At 45.8% G+C, this 19,285-nt stretch carries 9 protein-coding genes; 8 read left to right on the forward strand and 1 reads right to left on the reverse strand.

Annotated features, from left to right (window positions below):
- Window positions 1-200: 200 nt before the first annotated feature.
- The 7 genes from LJ658_RS07255 (at window position 201) to LJ658_RS07285 (ending at window position 8,444) form a co-directional block, all read left to right on the forward strand.
- The gene (locus tag LJ658_RS07255) at window positions 201-2,411 is read left to right on the forward strand and encodes a hypothetical protein (RefSeq protein ID WP_230545812.1); all 2,211 of its coding nucleotides are present in this window, start codon (window positions 201-203) and stop codon (window positions 2,409-2,411) included.
- 184 nt (window positions 2,412-2,595) lie between these two features.
- A complete protein-coding gene (locus LJ658_RS07260) occupies window positions 2,596-3,081 on the forward strand; it encodes an inorganic diphosphatase (protein ID WP_230545813.1) in 486 nt (161 codons plus the stop codon).
- 51 nt (window positions 3,082-3,132) lie between these two features.
- Window positions 3,133-3,618, forward strand: a complete 486-nt coding sequence (locus LJ658_RS07265) for a DUF421 domain-containing protein (RefSeq protein WP_230545814.1) — start codon at window positions 3,133-3,135, stop codon at window positions 3,616-3,618.
- Window positions 3,619-3,826: 208 nt separating this feature from the next.
- Window positions 3,827-5,233: an inorganic phosphate transporter gene (locus LJ658_RS07270; RefSeq protein WP_230545815.1), complete on the forward strand. Its 1,407-nt coding sequence runs from the start codon at window positions 3,827-3,829 to the stop codon at window positions 5,231-5,233.
- Between the two features lie 10 nt (window positions 5,234-5,243).
- Window positions 5,244-6,065 (forward strand): universal stress protein, encoded by an 822-nt coding sequence (locus LJ658_RS07275; protein WP_230545816.1) that lies wholly within the window; start codon window positions 5,244-5,246, stop codon window positions 6,063-6,065.
- Window positions 6,066-6,263: 198 nt separating this feature from the next.
- Entirely contained in the window at window positions 6,264-7,151 is an 888-nt protein-coding gene (locus tag LJ658_RS07280) for a dienelactone hydrolase family protein (protein WP_230545817.1), read from the forward strand.
- Between the two features lie 189 nt (window positions 7,152-7,340).
- Window positions 7,341-8,444 carry a hypothetical protein gene (locus LJ658_RS07285; RefSeq protein ID WP_230545818.1) on the forward strand — a complete coding sequence of 368 codons (1,104 nt, stop codon included), beginning with the start codon at window positions 7,341-7,343 and terminating at the stop codon, window positions 8,442-8,444.
- 128 nt (window positions 8,445-8,572) lie between these two features.
- Here the strand turns inward: LJ658_RS07285 and LJ658_RS07290 are convergent, their stop codons facing one another.
- Window positions 8,573-9,688 (reverse strand): glycoside hydrolase family 43 protein, encoded by a 1,116-nt coding sequence (locus LJ658_RS07290; protein ID WP_230545819.1) that lies wholly within the window; start codon window positions 9,686-9,688, stop codon window positions 8,573-8,575.
- Window positions 9,689-10,329: 641 nt separating this feature from the next.
- Here LJ658_RS07290 and LJ658_RS07295 point away from each other — a divergent pair.
- The coding region (locus tag LJ658_RS07295; RefSeq protein WP_230545820.1) for an MBG domain-containing protein at window positions 10,330-19,285 on the forward strand (8,956 nt) is incomplete at its 3' end.

Genomic DNA, 19,285 nt, shown 5'->3' on the forward strand with positions numbered 1-19,285 from the left:
TGATAAATAAATTAAAGAAGCAGCTTGATAAATGGGGATCGTGTTTATACAACTGATCGTGCTAAACTATGTTTTGAATTAATAAAATATTTTATTATGAAATATTTAAAACAATATTTAACCGGGAAGAGTTATCGTACTACATTTTTTGACGCTTTCCGCAGCGTTCACGGAGTAAATAAACAATTAAAATTTTTACAATGAATGCAACCTCAGCCTGGCTGTTATCTGCCAATTCAAAACTAAATAATCCTGACCTCACTGCTGTTTATGAACAGCAGGCGGCAGCTTATTCCTTCAAAGTTTACCTGATTGATGACTCATGCTGGCTGGTTGCTGCCTGGCCCAAAGGTAGTCGGATCGCTTTCCGCATTGCCTATTCGCCTAACGACCGCCTTGAGCTTATAAAGGTTCTGGAGAAGGATCAATATATTACTTTCCGTATCGCGTCGCTAATGGGTGAGTACGAGGCTGTGATTCAGTTACCTGCCGGTGAAAATCCCGTGCTGCACCTGACGACAACGCTGAAAGCAGCGGCACCACTCTTGTTTCCTTACTGGCCAAGGGATATCGTATTACTGGGCGCGGCGGGCAGCGATGTACTGGCCGAGGGCGAGATCAAAGTCAGCCAGGTGGGCACCCGGTCCGGGCAGCTATATTTTAATCTAACCCGTCCGAAGGCCGGCTCGGTGCTTTATCTGCAGAACCTGACTGCGCTGGCAGACTATAACCAGGATACAGAAACCTCGGCGGGTGATACCGTTGGCGGCGAATGGCCTGAGATCGGTTTCGCACTGCCGCCGACTTTGAAAAATAAACCATTGGAGGCCGGAAAAAGCTATGTATTAAGCGATGCATTTATTGCGTTTTCTGAAGAGGTGCCTAAAGATGAACCGGAAATGGTAAGGCAATACCTTGACCTGCTGGCAGCTGTATATTTACAGTTGCCGAAGCCGGAAACAACCTATATGCATTGGCCGGATATCCTGCAAAAAGGCTTGACGGATCTGACAGACAGCCCCGGCTGCTGGTCGCAGGTAGATGGCAATCATTATTTTAATGCTTATGTCTGCGATTATGCTACCCCGCCGGAGATCATGGTACAGCTGGCTGTGTTATTGCCTTTGCTGGATTACGTAGAATGGAACGACGGACAGCTGGAGGTCATGAAAAAAATCAAGGACGGCCTGCCGGCTTTTTATAATAAAGAACTCGGTACGATTATGCGCTGGCACCCCAAAGTGGCAGATACTATGGAAGGGGAGGAAGAGCATAAAAAGCCAATGGTGATGGATTCCTGGTATTTGCAGCATCCGTTACTTAACCTTTCCCGTTTGGCACTTAAAGGAGATAAGATGGCCGAAAAACTGTTCCTCGACTCCCTGGATTTTGCTATCAAAGTTGCTCACCATTTTGATTATGCCTGGCCTGTATTTTACAAAATGGATACACTGGAAGTGGTAAAAGCAGAAACCCAGCCCGGTAAAGGCGGTGAAAAAGATGTGCCGGGATTGTACGCGCACATCATGCTCCAAGCCTGGGAGTTAACCGGTAATAAACGCTATTTGGCCGAGGCTGAAAAAGCCGCGTTGCGATTGAAGGGGCTCGGTTTCGAGTTGTTTTACCAGGCCAATAATACTTCCTTTTCGGCCGGTGCCTTGCTGCGTTTGTATAAGGTCACCAAAAAGGAAGTTTATAAAGAATTAAGTTATTTATGCATGGCCAATGTGTTTAAGAACGTTAGCCTGTGGGATTGCAACTACGGTTACGGGAAAAACTTCCCTTCCTTTTTTGCTTTATTCCCGCTTAACGATGCGCCTTACACGGCGGTTTATGAAGAGCAGGAAGTATTCTGTGCCTTTCATGATTACCTGCGGCATGCTGAGGGCCAGGATATCCTCCCATCGTTAAGGTTATTGATAGCAGAATATATCCGTTTTCTGGTTGACCGGGCAGTATATTATTATCCTACGATGTTGCCCAAAGAAATGCTCTCGGACGAAGTTAAGACCGGCGAGGTAGACCCTAATCTTTGGATAGCGCTGGAGGATATGCATGATGGCTGGGAAAAATCCGGTGAAGTGGGCCAGGAAGTTTATGGTGCCGGCAATGCATTTGGTATCCTGCCGCGCCATTATATGCAGGTGGAGGGCCAGCCCTTCATGATCTATACTGACTATCCGACCTATGGCTTTTCACCGAAAAAGCACCGCCCGGCTGCCTTTAAACTGGCCGGAGACCCGCGGCTTAGTTGCAGGCTGATGCTGGTGAAGACGGATAAGGGTAAAATGCCCGAATTCGCGGTAACTTTAAACGGTAGTAAATCTATTATTAAAGGAAAAAAAACTAAAGCGGGCCACCTGGAATTTGCCGTTCCGGGTGACGGCGAAATTCGAATTAACTGGAAATGAACCCGGCAAGAGATGTGAACAGTTTCGGGGATACCAAACTCAAATTGCAGAAGCAATTTTACAGTCGCTAAAAAATGGAGGATCAAGATAGCAAAAGGAAAGTGACCTGACACGATATATTGAATGGATACCGTCGAAGAATCAAAACGCAAATCAGGCACCCGTAAATCCAAAACAAGCTAATATGTCAGCAATTTCCGAAAAAACGATAACAGCCCTCATCGAATGCCCTAAAGGTTATAATCAAAAGTTTGATTACGAACCGGAAACCCAGCGGTTCAGGTTGAGTAAGATACTGCCTGCAGGGTTAGTGTTTCCGTTCGACTTCGGCATGATCCCGGGAACCAAAGGGGAGGACGGCGATCCGCTGGACATCATTGTGATTTCGGAAAGCGGGACCTTTCTCGGTTGCCTGATCGATTGCCGGGTAATTGGTGCTTTAAAGGCCGAACAGACCGAGCGTAACGGCGACACTGTGCGTAATGACCGTTTTATAGGTATACCGGAAGTTTCACAGTTGTTTTCAGCGATAACCACCCTGGCAGAGCTGCCCGAAGCGATCCTTAGCCAACTGGAAGCTTTTTTTAAAAACTATAACGAGCAGGCGGGGAAAGAATTTAAAGTAACCGCGCGTCTAACCGCCGGGCAGGCCGCCAAACTATTAGCTTAAAAATCAACAATACACGGCAGAAACGAATTGATTAGAATTTAAATAATTACTATGAAACTGCTACTAATAATTTTTGGTGAGGGCAAGGACCTCAATGCGCTGCAAATGAGCAGCCGCGGTATTGTCATGTTTTTTATCGCGTTGATCCTGATCCGTATATCCGGACGGCGGTCGTTTGGTGTGCGGACGCCATTGGATAACATTATCACTATTTCGCTTGGGGCGGTAATGAGTCGTGCCATCGTTGGTGCGTCAGATTTTGTGCCGGTGGTGGTGTGCTGTTTGGTGATCGTTTTGCTTCACCGGCTATTTGGCTGGCTGATCGCGCACAGCAAAGCTTTTGGCAAATTTATTGAAGGCGACAAGATGGTGTTGTTTGAACACGGCCAATTTAAGCCGGATATTATGAAGAAAGCGCTGGTTTGCCAGGAGGATATTATGCAGGGTGTACGAAAGTCTGCGCTGACGGAAGATATGACAAAGATAGAGAAGGTATATATGGAACGAAATGGCGAGATCAGCTCCATGCGTAAATAATAAAAATCATGGCTTTTAAAGATTTGGAATCCTACCGGTTTTTAAGTCCCATTTTTTAATGACAGCCTGTGTCAAAAACATTTTCAATCAGACCAGATCAAACCTTATAGCGTAACAATTTGTTAACCTGTAATTCAGTTTAAAGAAATGTGAATTGTTGTTATTTGATTTTACGGTACAATCCAGTTATATGCATCAAACCATTCTTATGGTCTCTTCCCCGTTTCTTGGCCAGATAGACCTGAGTGGTTATCTGCTTGTAGTATTCGTGATTTGTATCCTGGCCGTTATTGGCTTTGAATTTGTCAATGGTTTTCATGACACCGCCAACGCAGTGGCAACTGTTATTTATACCAAAGCGCTTAAACCGGGTTATGCCATTCCCTGGTCAGGCACCTGGAACTTTCTCGGGGTGTTTTTAGGTGGCGTTACTGTAGCAATGGGCATCTTGAAACTGGTGCCGTTGGATGCCTTAATGACCCTGCCCGTAAGTGTAGGGGCCTGCCTGGTGCTGGCAGTGCTTTTCTCTTCCATCGTCTGGAACCTGGGTACCTGGTATCTGGGCATCCCCTGTTCCAGCTCGCATACCATGATCGGATCGATGATCGGGGCGGGACTGGCATTTACGTTTTACTATAACGGGCCCGGCGTAAACTGGGGGAAAGCCGGCGAGATCGGCTCGTCCTTAATTTTATCGCCTATCATTGGCTTCGGTGCTGCTGCCTTGCTAATGCTGTTCCTTAAGCATGTCACCAAATCACACGCACTGTTTCATATTCCCAAAGGCGAAAATGACCGGCCGCCTATCCATATCCGGCTGTTGCTGATTACCACCTGCACACTGGTAAGTTTTTTTCATGGCAGTAATGACGGTCAAAAAGGGGTAGGTCTGTTTATGCTGATTCTTATCGCTTTCCTGCCCGCCCGGTTTGCCGTTAATCATGCAGTAGCTGCGGACAAGGTATCAGCTGCTCTTAACCAAACCGAGCAGGTTGTTAACCTCAGAACAGGAAGCCAGGCCGAAAACAAACCCGTTTTGGCAGAACTGTTAGCGGCAGTTAAACAAACCAAAATCGCATTAGCCGCCAAAAATGAAACAGATGTAGCTAAAACTTACCATTACCGTAAACAGGTGGAAGGTTTGGTAAAGGATATCAGGGCACTGGTTAAAGACAACCGCGTCAAACTGTCAACCGGAGATCAGGCTACCCTCAGCGCCGCCGCAGGCGAGCTGGAAAAGGTTACTGATTTTGCTCCTGTTTGGGTCATCGCAATCATTTCTCTTTCGCTCGGCCTTGGCACCATGGTTGGCTGGAAACGGATTGTAGTTACCATTGGTGAAAAGATAGGCAATGAGCACCTGAACTACGCGCAAGGTGCCAGTTCTGAAATTGTGGCCGCAGCTACAATCGGGCTCAGTACAGGCTTTGGCCTGCCGGTTAGCACTACGCACGTGCTCTCCAGCGGTATTGCTGGCGCAATGGTTGCTTCAGGGGGCAAGGGCAACCTCAACAACAAAACTTTAAAAAATATCGCCCTGGCATGGGTACTTACGCTGCCGGTTGCAATAATTTTAGCATTTTTATTGTTTATGTTATTCCACCTGTTTATTTAACCGCTGTCACATGAAACAGATACTCGTAGCCACCGATTTTTCGAAAAGCGCCGCAAACGCCATGGCTTATGCGATGGATTTGGCCAGCGTACTTAATGCTAACGTTTGCGCCATCCATGCCATCCATCCAACCGAAGGGATCAATAACAGTACCTATAATGCAATCTTTATAGAAGATTATTATAACAATAAAAGACAGGCGCTAAAAGACTGGGTTATTCAATTTGCCCAAAACGATGCCTATAAAGCTGTTAACGTTACCACGCTTTGTGACGTCGGATTTTTAAAAAATGTAATCACCCGTTATGTTGATGCGCATCCGGTAACGCTGTTGATAATGGGGATTACCGGCGCCACCGGCATTACCGGTATTGTAGGCAGCAACGCCAGTATGATAGTGTCTAAAATAAAAACGCCAACCCTTATTATTCCGCTTGAAAGTCATTTCTCCAAAGTACCGATGATCACCCTGGCTACAGATTATGAAACCAAGCTGTCCGCTGTGGATATTAATGCGCTGAATGAGCTGATTAAAGCGTTTGGCTCTAAAAAAATGCAGGTATTATATGTTGCCGACAAAGTTGATGATAAACATATCCAGACCGGTGAAACCAGGCTGCGGGCGCTGATCCCGCATACCGAACTGGTATTTAACTATATCAGTAACAGCAGCGCCTTAAACGGCATCATGGAATTTATCGACTCTGATCATACAGACATCCTGTGCCTGGTGAGGCATCACCACAATATCGTTTACCGGCTGTTTACCCGCAGCACCGTTAACCAGGTAATGAACAAATCAGTAAGGGCCATACTGGTGTTGCACGAGTAGTTGATCCCGGTCTCTGTAGCATCTTAGTGAACTTACGCGAGGCAACCATGCACATCATAAGCCCATAAAGAAGATTGGATTTTTTCTTTGAGTTCATCAGGCTGTTTTACCAGAGTAGGACGGCATTTTATTTAGATTTCTTAATTTAGTAGTGCAGTGACAATACCGCTCGCTCGTTTCAATTATAAACGTATAACCATGAGCCAAATAAAAAAAGAAGACATCAGGCAGGAAGTGTTTGACTTATATGATGATTATGCACATAACCGGCTTGACAGGCGTGGTTTTGTGGAAAAGTTATCTCTTTATGCAGTTGGCGGTTTAACCGTACCGGCGATGATGAGTTTCCTGATGCCGGATTATCAGGGTAACATACAGATCAGGCAGGATGATCCGCGGCTGAAATCAGAATATATCAAATATGACTCGCCAAAGGGAGGCGGAACGATTAAGGCATTATTGTCAAAACCTGTTGCTGCCAACAAGAAGCTTGGAGGCATTATCGTCGTTCATGAAAATCGGGGCTTAAACCCTTATATCGAAGATGTAGCTAGGCGGGCTGCGCTTGCGGGATTTATTTCGCTTGCACCCGATGCCCTGACGCCGCTTGGCGGTTACCCGGGTAATGATGACGCGGGACGTGAGTTGCAAAGTAAAAGGGACCCCAAAGAAATGCAGGAAGATTTTATTGCAGCCTATAGTTACCTTAAAAATCACCCCGACTGTAACGGGAAGGTGGGCGTGGTAGGTTTTTGTTATGGGGGCGGCATAGCCAATATGATGGCCGTCAGGATACCGGACCTGGCCGCAGCGGTGCCTTTTTATGGTAGCCAGCCTGCTGTTGAAGATGTGCCCAAAATTAAAGCGCTGCTGCTGTTGCACTATGCATCGCTGGATACCCGTATAACTGGGGGCTGGCCGGCTTATGAGGCTGCGTTAAAAGCAAATGGCAAAAAATACCAGGCCTATATTTATGAAAACGTGAATCATGGCTTCCATAACGATACGACACCCCGTTATGATAAGGCCGCTGCCGAACTCGCCTGGAAACGTACCATTGATTTTTTTAATGAGTATTTGAAATAGTACACCTCCGGTACATATAGCATTAAGATGAAGAGCTTCAGGTCGAAAAGATTTGAGGCTTTTTATTTTTGGATTGGCATTTTTAAGGCGATGCTATGCCACAGCAAGTATTTCATCGGTATTGGTAAATATAGTATATTAAATACCCGGGGAATATTTTGAAATTCAACCTTTATAAATAGTTAAAAGATGACAAATAAAAGCTGCCTGCTTATTGGTGCCGTATTAACAATAGCCTTTAATATCAATAAGCTTCAGGCTCAAAGTACAGCCGACCGGTGGATACGGCCGGCGCACTCAAAAAGCGCGGCCATATGGGGCATAAAAAACGGTATAGTATTTAGTATCTGGCCATCACCTATTGAAGGGACGGATCAGGAAAACACTGGTGGCCCGCGGGGGTTGATAAGGGTAGGTTATGAAAGTAAAGGCACCATATATCATATCAATTACCTGGCGGTTGAGCCTGTGGTTGACGACAAAATGGAATTTAGTGAAATATCGCCCTCGCAGATCGATAGCCGTTGGGGCAAGCTGATGTGGGCCGGTAACGACCCAACCCAAACAGATTATTTCCCCGCTGCCAAAACCCGCGGAGCGATCTCGCATCCTGATAGCCAACATCCCGGGGTTGAAGAATTGTCTGTATACCTGTTTATGGAGCGCTTTATGAATGGGGCGCATCCCTACTTAAGACTTTCCATCCGTAGCGACCGCCCTGAGGAACTGGGCATAGAGATCTTTAATCATAAGGAAAGCGCGCGGATGCAGCGTTGCGCCATTACTGCGACCATGGGCAATTATTCGCGGTTAAGGAATTTGTATTTAAAAGATGGGGTGGTAAGTGCGAAAGAGCTTTATAAAGGATTTGATGGGATTGATTTTATTGAAAAGCAAAGTTATCCCCTGCAACAAATGCTGAGAGATGATAACGCCGACTTTATTGCAATTGCCGCCCCTGATGAAGACTTTGCCAGCCTGACTTCATGGCCGCAGGATAAGGCCTACCTGGCCAAAGCAGGCTGGCGTTACCGGCCCGATGTAAAATTTACCCAGTACTGGCGCAAAGAAAGTGCTAAATATGATCCGTCGCTGATGATCCGCGTGAACGGCAGGGCCAAATACTGGAGCGGCGCCAGCCCAAACCCCAATGATTATGTTAACATACCCGGCGGACCGGCATTTGAAAATTTTGAACTGCGCGAAAATTATTATCCCGGGGAGAAGTTTTATTACGGCATAACTACTAAAACCCCGCAGCAGCTGGTAAGATCGCTAAAGGATAAACAGTAATTAAGCGCTATCTGGTGATTTATTTAGGGACCTTAAAGTTGCTTGGAAAAATCGGTTATGTTTGAAAGTGTTTTTGCCGGTTAACTAGGTTTAACTTATAGTCTAATTATCAGCATGTCCTCTGTTATTTATTTGCTATTGGGATAAGCCTCACGCAAGGCATCCGCCTCGGTTGTGGTTAATTGTGAGACACTGCCATGCCGCGCATCAGGCGGCAGCGAGATGTCTTTTTCAATGGTCCAATGGAACAGGTCGGGAGAAGAAGAGATGCCATATTGGTCGGCCATTGGGTAATCATAGAATAATAACCAGCCGGGTTTAATTGGGTCTTTCATTACGCTTGGCCCTTCTGTAATTGTAGGAGCTATCTGGCCGTTGTTTAATGGCCCGTCATAAACCTGATAAGGACCCACTATATTTTTAGAAGTCGCCAATCGTATTCCGCGACGCTCGCCGGTTTTAACACCAAACTCTTCTTCTTTGTGAAACAGATAATAGGTATCCCCTTGCTTTATTAAAGTGCCGTCAATTACCGAGTAAGATGGCGCAAACAATATCTTTGCCGGGGTAAAGGTTTTCCAGTCGGTTGTTTTGCAATACCAAAGCCTGCTTTTTTTCCAGCCGGCATCCTCATAGGAGGACGACCAGAAGAGTGTATATTCTTTGGTGGCCTCATCATAAAAATACTCAGGAGCCCAAATGTTTCTTACCAAATTGCCGGCTTCATCACGCACGTCCTTCATCAGGTGCAGCGCCCGTTCAAACTGCCAATGGATGAGGTCTTTTGAAGTGGCGTAAATACAAGCCGGGCCAAGTGTTTGACGATCTGCCCTGTTACCGTCGCCACCTGTTGCCACGAGGCGCCAAAGTCCGTCGGGCCTGCGATGTATAAACTGGTCGCGCATGGTTTGGTCCCATATGGGTTTATTATCATTTAAAGGTGTCCAGTGGCGGCCATCTGTTGATAGGGCAATATGTAATTGCGCTATCAGCATGGGGTTGGGCAGGGGCACCTCAACTGTCTCTCCTTTAGCGTTAATCTCAATACGGGTAGGGTAGCGCTGGCGAAAGTAGGTTAGCATCCAAACCTTTCCACGATTTTTCACCGGCCTGCCAGGCTGTGCCCCGGCAGAGGATAAAGAGGCCATGAGCAAAATAACTATTCCGGCTTTTATAATCAATCCAATCGTTTTGGCCCGTGAAAATGTCGCGTCCCCGGCAGGTTTCAATAAATTTTCTTCCATATTATAATTTATGTATAGCGGCAATAATGCCTGCTCCGATTTAGCCAGCTTGTGGTGCAATTTAGGTAATGTGATGCAAATCAAGCATTAAACATATATAGAATTCCGGCTTAAGATCGGGAATCAAGCAAAAAAAAGCGCTTTATTGGACGATGGCCTGTTTTTTTTCTGCTAGACAAATGCAGGCGCGATGTTCGTCAATGCATTGATAGTAAGTGCAATAGAGTGGATTTGATATCAGCATTTTTGGCAAAAAATTTTCTATAAAAGATATTTTTAATAGTTTTTTTTAAAAAAATATAAATATTGTAAATATTTGATAATTTTATGCAACCTATATTTTAAAACAATTGTGCTAAACCTTTTTCATCTGGGCTTATCATGAACAAAGAAAAGTCATGGTAAATCCTTCTAAAGATATTCTTACACCAACCTGTCTTAGCTACCGGCATTTTATAGGCAGCTGTGCTTTTGCACCTGATTTTCAAAGTACAATTATCTGGCCCGGGGGCACCATTAAAACCTATACCCGGACATACTATAAACGTTAAATTAAATTCTGGCATAAACACAGGCTATGGCTATCCCTTATGGCTTTAGCGGAGATTACGCTAATATAAATTATTGATTAATACAGCTATATGAAGAAACTTTTACTTGTTGCCGCGATTTTATTCGCCTCTTTATTTACTCACCAGGTAGTTGCACAAGTTAATACGCTTGATATTGCGGGCCTTTCGGCAGATGCGCCCGCGGTGGCGGCATATAGTTTAAATAAATTAAGCTCAACTTATTCGGGGGTAGCTATACAGGTAAGGCGCAGCAATGACGATGCTGTGCAGGACATCGGCTTTACGCCCGGGGGCTATCTGGATACAACCGCCCTGAAAGCGTTTGTTGGTAGTAATAATGGATATGTTACCATATGGTATGATCAAAGTGGCAATACAAGAAATCTTACCCAAACCAATTCATCGCGACAACCTTCAATTGTCAATGCCGGAACCATATACCGGCGCAATGGCCTGCCAACTTTATATCACGATGATGATGGCCTTGCTTATAGCGGTGCCGACTATCTCAATACAACCCCGTTAACTGTAAATACGGTGGCGGGCAGCAATTCAAATAATGGCGGTGCAAGAAGAGCTATACAAGGGACTAGTAATTGGTTAATCGGGCCATATGGCAATAATGACGGCTGGTATACAGACGGTTGGAATTATTACTATAGCGCACCCTGGTCTGTTACAAGGGTAGAGAATTTTACCGTTGTTGAGCCCCAGTCTGACCCTGATATGGCCTGGCGCGATGGCGCTTTGCAGCCTATGATAGGTAATGCTAAGGGTGTCCCCAATAAATTAAGCACGGGTACTGAAGGGGTTTATTTCGAGCCTCTTGACGGTTATATTAGTGAGATCCTGGCGTTTAACAGCGTACTGTCTAATACTGACCGTTTGGCAATGGAACAGCATCAAAAGGCTGTTTACGCCATCGTATCAAGCAACGCCATGTTATCGGCACTAAGTATAAGTGACGGCGCTTTAAATCCGGGTTTTTCGGCAACAACAAACAATTATATCGATATAGTAGACAATGCGGTATCAACTATCACTGTAACACCAACCCCGGCCAGCGTAGATGCAGTTGTGCAGGTACAGGTAAACGGGAGTGGTTATTATCCCGTAACAAATGGTACAGCATCAGCCGCGCTGACATTAGCTGTTGGTGCCAATGCAATTGATGTAAAAATAAAGGCGCAGGACAGTGTGGCGGTTAATAACTATACAATAACGGTGTACCGCGCGCCATTGCCGCCAACTACGCAGGCGACTAATGTTACTTTTACAGCTACCGCCGCCCTGGCTACAACCGTAAACTGGATAAATGGAGACGGTGCAGCAAGGGCCGTATTTATGTCGGCGTCATTAACAGGCAGCCCCTTGCCTGATCCTGGCGTTACCTATACAGCTAACCCTATTTTTGGATCGGGTACGCAAATAGGTTCGTCTGGCTGGTATTGTATTTATAATGGTACCGGTACCACTGCTAACGTTGTAGGTTTAACAGGCAACACAACTTACCGGTTAATGACTGTTGAGTTTAACGGATCAGGCGGTACGGAAAGATATCTGACAACGCCAGCTGCCGGCAACCCGGCTAACGTAACTACAATAGGGCTAAACACGCTGGATAAATTGGGCCTGAACAGTAACGTAAACAGTACCGCAGCCACCTACGCGCTGCGTTTATTAAGTACTACTTATACCGGCCCGTTGGCCCGTATTAATGCAGGCGGTAACTATTATGATGTATATCCGGATGCTTCGGCCGACAGGAATTTTTCGGTAAACTCGCCAATCTCCGCTGCATATGCTAACTACAATGACGCGGGTAGCGGGGCGACAGGTAATACATTAAGTTCGATTATATCAGGTTCGACAATTGCAACTGTTGCCATATGGTTTGATCAAAGCGGTAATGGAACTGATGCTATACAGGCGTCGGCAGGCAATCAGCCCGCTATTATTAACGGCGGTATTATTTATACCGAAAATGGTAAACCGGCACTAAGATTCACGGCATCATCCGGAAGCTACCTGCAATCAAATAATAATGTAACAATTGCAGACGGCTCAACCGCTAACACCGTAGCACAGAATATCAGCACACCCAATAATACAGCGGCTATATTAACGCAGGTTTTTCAGGGGAACACCATTGGGTTCTTCCTGGGTCATTTTGGCACAACTTTCAGTTATGCGATGTATGTACCAGGCTGGCAGCAATCAAACTTTGACGTTAATGACTTCCCGACATCGCCTTTTATTGCTACCGGTGTTTATAGTAATAACGCTATTGACCTGTATGTTAACAGGGTTCAGCAAAACGCTTCGGGTGCTTCAAACCGCGTAAGCAGTACCAATCCGTTGCTCATCGGCAGGAAATATGACAGTGGTGAATATTTTGACGGATATATACCCGAAGTAACGCTATTCACAGCAGGCTTGGCTGCTTCGGATCTCCAGGCGATGGAAGGAAGCCAGTATACTTATTTTGGTTTAGGCCTGCCTTATGTGGTTACCAAACCGGTATTAAGTATTACTGTTGAAGGAGTAACACTTCCCGGCAAAGTAATATCAGATTTTGCCAACCCCGTAACAAGCAAAGGTATTGTTTATGGTTTAACGGCAAATCCAACAATAACTGCTGATAGTGTGGTAACCAACGGAACCGGAACCGGCGATATTTTAACAAATATTACTGCGCTTACTCCGCTTACGGTTTATCATTTCCGCGCATTTGCTACTAATTCAGTAGGTACTGCGTATGGCGAAGACCAGACATTTACAACACTATCGGCACCAAACATACTGGATAAATTAGGGCTTACCAGCAGCACATTGGCAACAGGTGACTATTCGTTGCGTTTGTTAAGCAGTACTTATACGGGGCCGCTTGCGCGTATTAATATCAATAATGCGTATTACGACGTTTATCCGGATGCTACGACTGACAAGTCATTCTCTTTAACCTCGCCGATTTCGGCAGTGTACACAAATTATAACGATGTGCAAACCGGCGCAACGGCAAATTTATTAAGCTCTATTGTTTCGGGGGCCACAAATGCAACGGTTGTTACCTGGTATGATCAAACCGGAAACGCTAATGACGCTGTACAAACAAACCAATCGCAACAGCCTGAGATTATTAATGCCGGTACTATCGATAATGAAAATGGCCGGCCGGCGCTTAGGTTTTCATCTCCGGCATCAACTTATTTTCAAACCGTTAAAAATGTAACGATTGCAGGAGCCGTAACAACTAACGCTGTAGCGCAAAACATTAATACCTATAACAGTTATGCATCCCTCCTTAGTCAGATTTATACCGGAGGGGCAATTGGGTTCTTTTTGGGCCATTTTGGCACTACTATGGGCTTTGCTATCTATGCACCGGGCTTTCAACAATCAAATTATAACGGCGATTTTCCTACCACACCTTTTGTTGCAACAGGTACCTATGGCGGCACCGCAGTTAATTTATACGTTAATCAGGTAGCTTCACCGCCCGCTTCTGCAAATGCCGGCGTAACAATCACCAATCCTTTCAGGATAGGTGCGCGCTGGGACAACCAGGAGGCATTTGACGGATATATTCCGGAAGCGATCTTATTTGCGTCCGAGCTTTCATCCGCAAAAAGAACAGCGGTCGAAAATAATCAGATTAGTTACTATAATTTAACCGTACCGGGCAGCATATCAACAAGCGGGACTTTAGCAGCTTTAACCACGTCTATAGGTACTGCTTCTGCCAGCGATACGCTTATAGTATCCGGCGCCAGGCTTGTTAACCCGATAACAGTTACCCCACCGGCGGGTTTTGAAGTCAGCAAGGATAATATCACTTTTGCATCCACTGTAAATGTGGGTGCTGCAGGTAATCTTGCAGATAGCGCTGTATATATCAGGTTAGCGGCTGCTACCGCCATCGGTAGTTACTCTGGTAATGTCGTTTTAAGCAGTATCGGCTCACAGAGTGTAAACGTGGCTATCCCGGTAAGTAAGGTTATCGCTGTACCAAATTACCTGGATAAGGCCGGGCTGGCAGCTACTACCCCGGCAACTGGCGCTTATTCAATGCGTTTGTTAAGCAGTACTTATACCGGCCCGTTGGCGCGTATTACAGTTGGCAGTAGTTATTATGATGTTTATCCGGATACAACCGCCAATAAAGCTTTTTCATTAACCTCACCAATATCCACAGCGTACAGTAATTATAACGATACCAAAACCGGGGTAACCACTAATTTATTAAGCAGCATTATAGGTAATAACCAGGCAACCGTAGCTATCTGGTATGATCAGGGCGGTATTGGCAACGATGTTTTGCAGGCCACTACAAGCAATCAACCAGCTATTATAAACGGAGGTATCGTTTATACCCAAAATGGCCGCCCGGCGCTGCGTTTTTTAGGCCAGTCGGCTAACTATTTCAGATCTGCCAACAACGTAACTATAGAAGGCGCATCTACTTCAAACGCTGTGGCGCAAAACATTAATTCGCAGGGGAGCTATCCGGCTATCATATCACAAATCTATACCGGCGGCGCTATTGGCTTTTTCTTGGGTCGTTTTAACGGAACTTTGGCGTATGCTATCCATATCCCTGGTTGGCAACTGGCAAATTACACCAGTGATTTCCCAACCTCGCCTTTTAATGCGACAGGTGTTTATGACGGGGCCAATGTAAATTTATATGTTAACGGTACTGCGTCAACACCTGGCAGCGCGACTGTTAATCAATCGGTAGATAATCCAATTGTTATTGGTACGCGATGGGATGGCGGCGGAGATTTTTTTGATGGCTATCTGCCTGAAGTAACTTTGTTTTCGACCGCGCTTTCTACGCCACACAGGCAATCGATGGAAAGCAATCAATATACCTATTATGGCTTAGGCGATGCAATAGTTACAACAGGCGCACCAATTGCCGTTACGGTAAGCACTGCAACACTTACCGGCAATGCTACCTCGGATGCCGGGCACGCAATAACCAGTAAAGGCATTGTATACAATCAAACCGGTAACCCAACTATTACTGCCGACAATGTATTAACAGCGGGCAGTGATGTAGGCGCTATCTCTGTAAATGCGATAAATCTGACCGCCGGCACAACCTACCATTACCGGGCGTTTGCCACCAATTCAGAAGGGACGGGTTACGGTGCGGATCAAACTTTTAGTACTTCGGCCATATTAGATAAAGTGGGGCTTACCGCCAGTGATCCTGCAGCAGGAGGGTACTCGCTACGTTTATTAAGCAGTACTTATACCGGCCCGCTGGTGCGCATTACGGTTGGCAGTAATTATTATGATGTATATCCCGACACAACAAGTGCTAAAACATTTTCATTAAACTCGCCGGTATCGGCTGCCTATACCGCCTATAACGCAACACTAACGGGCGCGACGACTAACTTATTAAGCAGCGTGATCGGCAGCAGCTCGGCTACGGTGGTAACCTGGTATGACCAATCCGCAAGCGGTAATCATGCTGTACAAGCATCGCCCGGTAATCAGCCTGAAATTATAAGTGGCGGCGTTGTTGATAAAGTTAATGGCCTGCCAACACTTATTTATTCAGGTGCACAATTTTTAGTTATCCCGCAAACTTTTGGCCGGGTTGACCATCCTAACGCGGTGGTTAATGCGGTATATCAGAATACAGTACAATCAGGCAACCAGGCTTTATGGGGATCTGATAACGGGAACTGGGACAGGTTCCAGTTGTTGTATTGGGGCGGCAGCGGTATATCGTTCGGACTATCTAACGGCGGGGGTACCAACAGCACACCGGCCACTAATACCGGCAACCAGCTGGTATATAGTGCAGTAATGAATTATGGTACGCCTGACGGTACTTTTGTTTCTGTAAACGGCGTAAACAGTACGCCTTATACAGAATCTCAGGGTGACGGAACCGGTAATATTACTATCGGTGCAATAGGCAGCGGCGGCAACAGTTTGATAGGTAACCTGTCAGAATTTACTTTATTCTTTAATGCTATACCAACAGCAGATCGTCAGGCTTTAGAGTTAAATCAGCAAATCTATTATGCGGTACCTTCAATTATCGTATCAAACACGGCGAACGTAACCGCCTTAAGTGCCGGCTATGGTACACCATCTGCAACGGTGAGGTTTAATGTTGCAGCCATCAGTGTCGCACAGGGGATTTTAATAACTGCACCAACCGGGTTTGAAGTAAGTACAGACAGTATTACGTTTAGGCCGGCTATAACCATTGGCGCCGCGGGCAATATTGCTTCAACACCGGTGTATGTACGGTTGGCAGCAACCACAGGTATAGGTTCTTACTCGGGCGATATTACACTGGTTAGTGGCTCAATCAGCCAATCAGTTACTATTCCTGCAAGTAGCGTATCCGCACAACCCATTACATTAAATAAGTTAGGACTTACCAATACCACTGCTGGAGCCGGGGCCTATTCGCTTCGGTTATTGGCTTCAAATTATGCGGGCCCGCTGGCGCGTATAGCGATAGGTTCTAATTATTACGACGTATATCCAGATACCACGGCTAACAAAACGTTTTCCCTAAGCTCGCCCATTTCTGCGGCATATAGTAATTATAATGATGCGGCAACGGGAGTAACAGCCAATTTGCTTAGCGGCATTATAGCAACGCAATCGGCTACAGTGGCTGTCTGGTACGACCAGAGTGGAAACGCCACCAATGGTATCCAGGGAAATACGGCAATGCAACCCGAGATTATTCATGCGGGAGTTGTTGATGTGGACAGCCATGATAACCTGCCGGCAATTAAATTTGGCGGATCTAATAATTTGATAGTTACCGCAACAATATTTAACAATGATTTGAGTGGTTCTGTAGTATACAATGCTACACCTGCTAACCAAAGTGCAGACGTGCCTGGCGCCTGGTATACCATGAATGGTATATTCGGATCTGAACAACCGGGAGGTACCACTGATTTTGGGTTTGGGGTATATAACGGCAAATTCACGGCAGGTAATGGTCCTGCTGATAATTCAGTCGCCACAGCGATCGGTGTTACCAATGGACTAATCAGGCAAAACTCGTGGACGCGAACAGACTCAACCGGCTATATCGATCTATACACAAATAGCCTGGCTGATGGATCAGCCATATTAAATAGTGGCGCCAGAACAGCGGTGCCATCAATAGCCATTGGTTCTTCACAAACCTTTTCGGGCGGTGGGGTATTCTTTAACGGTACCATTAGCGAGATGGCGTTATTCCCGAAAGTTTATGGTCCTACCGAGCGCGCTGCTATTGAAGGCAGCCAAATGACTTATTATGGGATACCTAATAACACTGCCCCTACAGATATCGCCCTAAGTGCAACATTAATAAATGAAAATGTAGCAGCGGCTTCCACAATCGGTACCTTCACAGCTACGGATGCCGAAGGCGGGGCAATGAGCTACCAACTGATAACGGGTACCGGAGATACCGATAACAGCGCCTTTACTATCGTTAATGATTCATTGAAGATAAATGCAAGCCCTGATTATGAGACAAAGTCAAGTTATACCGTAAGGGTTAAAGTGACCGATAGCGGCTTATTAACATTTGAAAAACAATTTACCATTACCATTAATAACCTGGCAGAAGTGGTGGTCGATCAGGCATCACTGGCCGCGGCCACCGTTGGTTCAAGCTATAGCCAGACCATAACCGGATCTGGTGGAACATCGCCTTATACCTTTGCAGTAACGTCCGGTGCTTTACCTGCCGGTTTAAGCATTAGCGCGGATAGCGGTAACGCTATAATCAGCGGCAGTCCAACCGGCAGCGGCACCTTTAATTTCACTATTACAGCTACAGATAGCAGTAGCTTTACAGGCTCAAAAGCTTTAAGTATCGCGGTTAATGCCGGTACCCCGGCAATTACGTATGCTTCAACAGCTTCTGTTACCTATGGAGCAGCAGATTTTGATCCGGCGGCAACCAGTACCAACGGAAATGCGGCAATTATATACAGCAGCAGTGACAGCACTATTGCAAGCATTGTAAATAATAAGGTACATATCATTAAACCGGGTACCGTAACAATTTACGCAGATCAGGCAGCTGATTCAAACTATATGGTTGCTGCACAAAAAGCTCAGCTATTAACGATTGACAAAAAGGCGCTGACATTGACTTTAAACGCTTCACCAACAATCGCACGTGTTTATAACGGTTTAACCGGCGCCACATTAGCAGCTGCCAATTATGCGCTTGCCGGAATAAATGGAGCAGATTCTGTAACCGTAACCGGAACGGCAACTTATGATACAAAAGATGCTGCCGGTGGTAAAGCAGTTACCGCGACCAGTTTTGTACTTGCCGGTGCAGATAAAGATAAATATACATTGAGTACAACATCGGCAACCACCACCGGAGACATAACCCGGGCGCCGTTAACAATTAAGGTTGATAGCCTGAACAAAGCCTATGGAGCTGCTGTTCCGACGTTAACAGTTAGTTATAGCGGTTTTGTAAATGGCGAAACGGTGGACAGCTTAACCACACAACCGGTATTGAGTACTACGGCAACCGTTGCATCGCATGTAGCGGGCAGCCCGTACACAATTTCAGCAAGCAGCGCGGTATCAGCGAACTACAGCATAACCTACGTTTCAGGCACGCTATCAGTTAACGCAGTACCATTAACTATAACTGCAGACAATCAGGTTAAGATTTACGGTGCGGCGTTACCGGCTTTGACAGCCAACTATATCGGTTTTGTAAATAGTGACACACCAGCGAATTTAACTACCGCGCCAACGCTAACAACCACAGCCACCAGCTCTTCACCGGTAAATACGTATGCAATTACAGCAGGCGGGGCAATGGATAGTGACTATACTATCAGTTATGCGCCCGGCACCTTAACCATAGGCAAAGCGCAGTTAACTATAACAGCTGATAATCAAAGCAAGGCTTACGGTGACGCAGTTCCCACATTAACGGCCAGTTATGCCGGTTTTGTAAATGGCGAAACATCCGCCAGTTTAACAACGGCCCCAACGCTTGCCACGG

This window comes from Mucilaginibacter sp. UR6-11 (assembly GCF_020880695.1).
Taxonomy (GTDB): domain Bacteria; phylum Bacteroidota; class Bacteroidia; order Sphingobacteriales; family Sphingobacteriaceae; genus Mucilaginibacter.

What these genes read in the sequence shown, in the direction of transcription:
- LJ658_RS07255 (WP_230545812.1), top strand. Translation starts at nt 201, where the DNA reads ATGAATGCAACCTCAGCCTGGCTGTTATCTGCCAATTCAAAACTAAAT.
- LJ658_RS07260 (WP_230545813.1), top strand. Translation starts at nt 2,596, where the DNA reads ATGTCAGCAATTTCCGAAAAAACGATAACAGCCCTCATCGAATGCCCT.
- LJ658_RS07265 (WP_230545814.1), top strand. Translation starts at nt 3,133, where the DNA reads ATGAAACTGCTACTAATAATTTTTGGTGAGGGCAAGGACCTCAATGCG.
- LJ658_RS07270 (WP_230545815.1), top strand. Translation starts at nt 3,827, where the DNA reads ATGGTCTCTTCCCCGTTTCTTGGCCAGATAGACCTGAGTGGTTATCTG.
- LJ658_RS07275 (WP_230545816.1), top strand. Translation starts at nt 5,244, where the DNA reads ATGAAACAGATACTCGTAGCCACCGATTTTTCGAAAAGCGCCGCAAAC.
- LJ658_RS07280 (WP_230545817.1), top strand. Translation starts at nt 6,264, where the DNA reads ATGAGCCAAATAAAAAAAGAAGACATCAGGCAGGAAGTGTTTGACTTA.
- LJ658_RS07285 (WP_230545818.1), top strand. Translation starts at nt 7,341, where the DNA reads ATGACAAATAAAAGCTGCCTGCTTATTGGTGCCGTATTAACAATAGCC.
- LJ658_RS07290 (WP_230545819.1), bottom strand. Translation starts at nt 9,688, where the DNA reads ATGGAAGAAAATTTATTGAAACCTGCCGGGGACGCGACATTTTCACGG.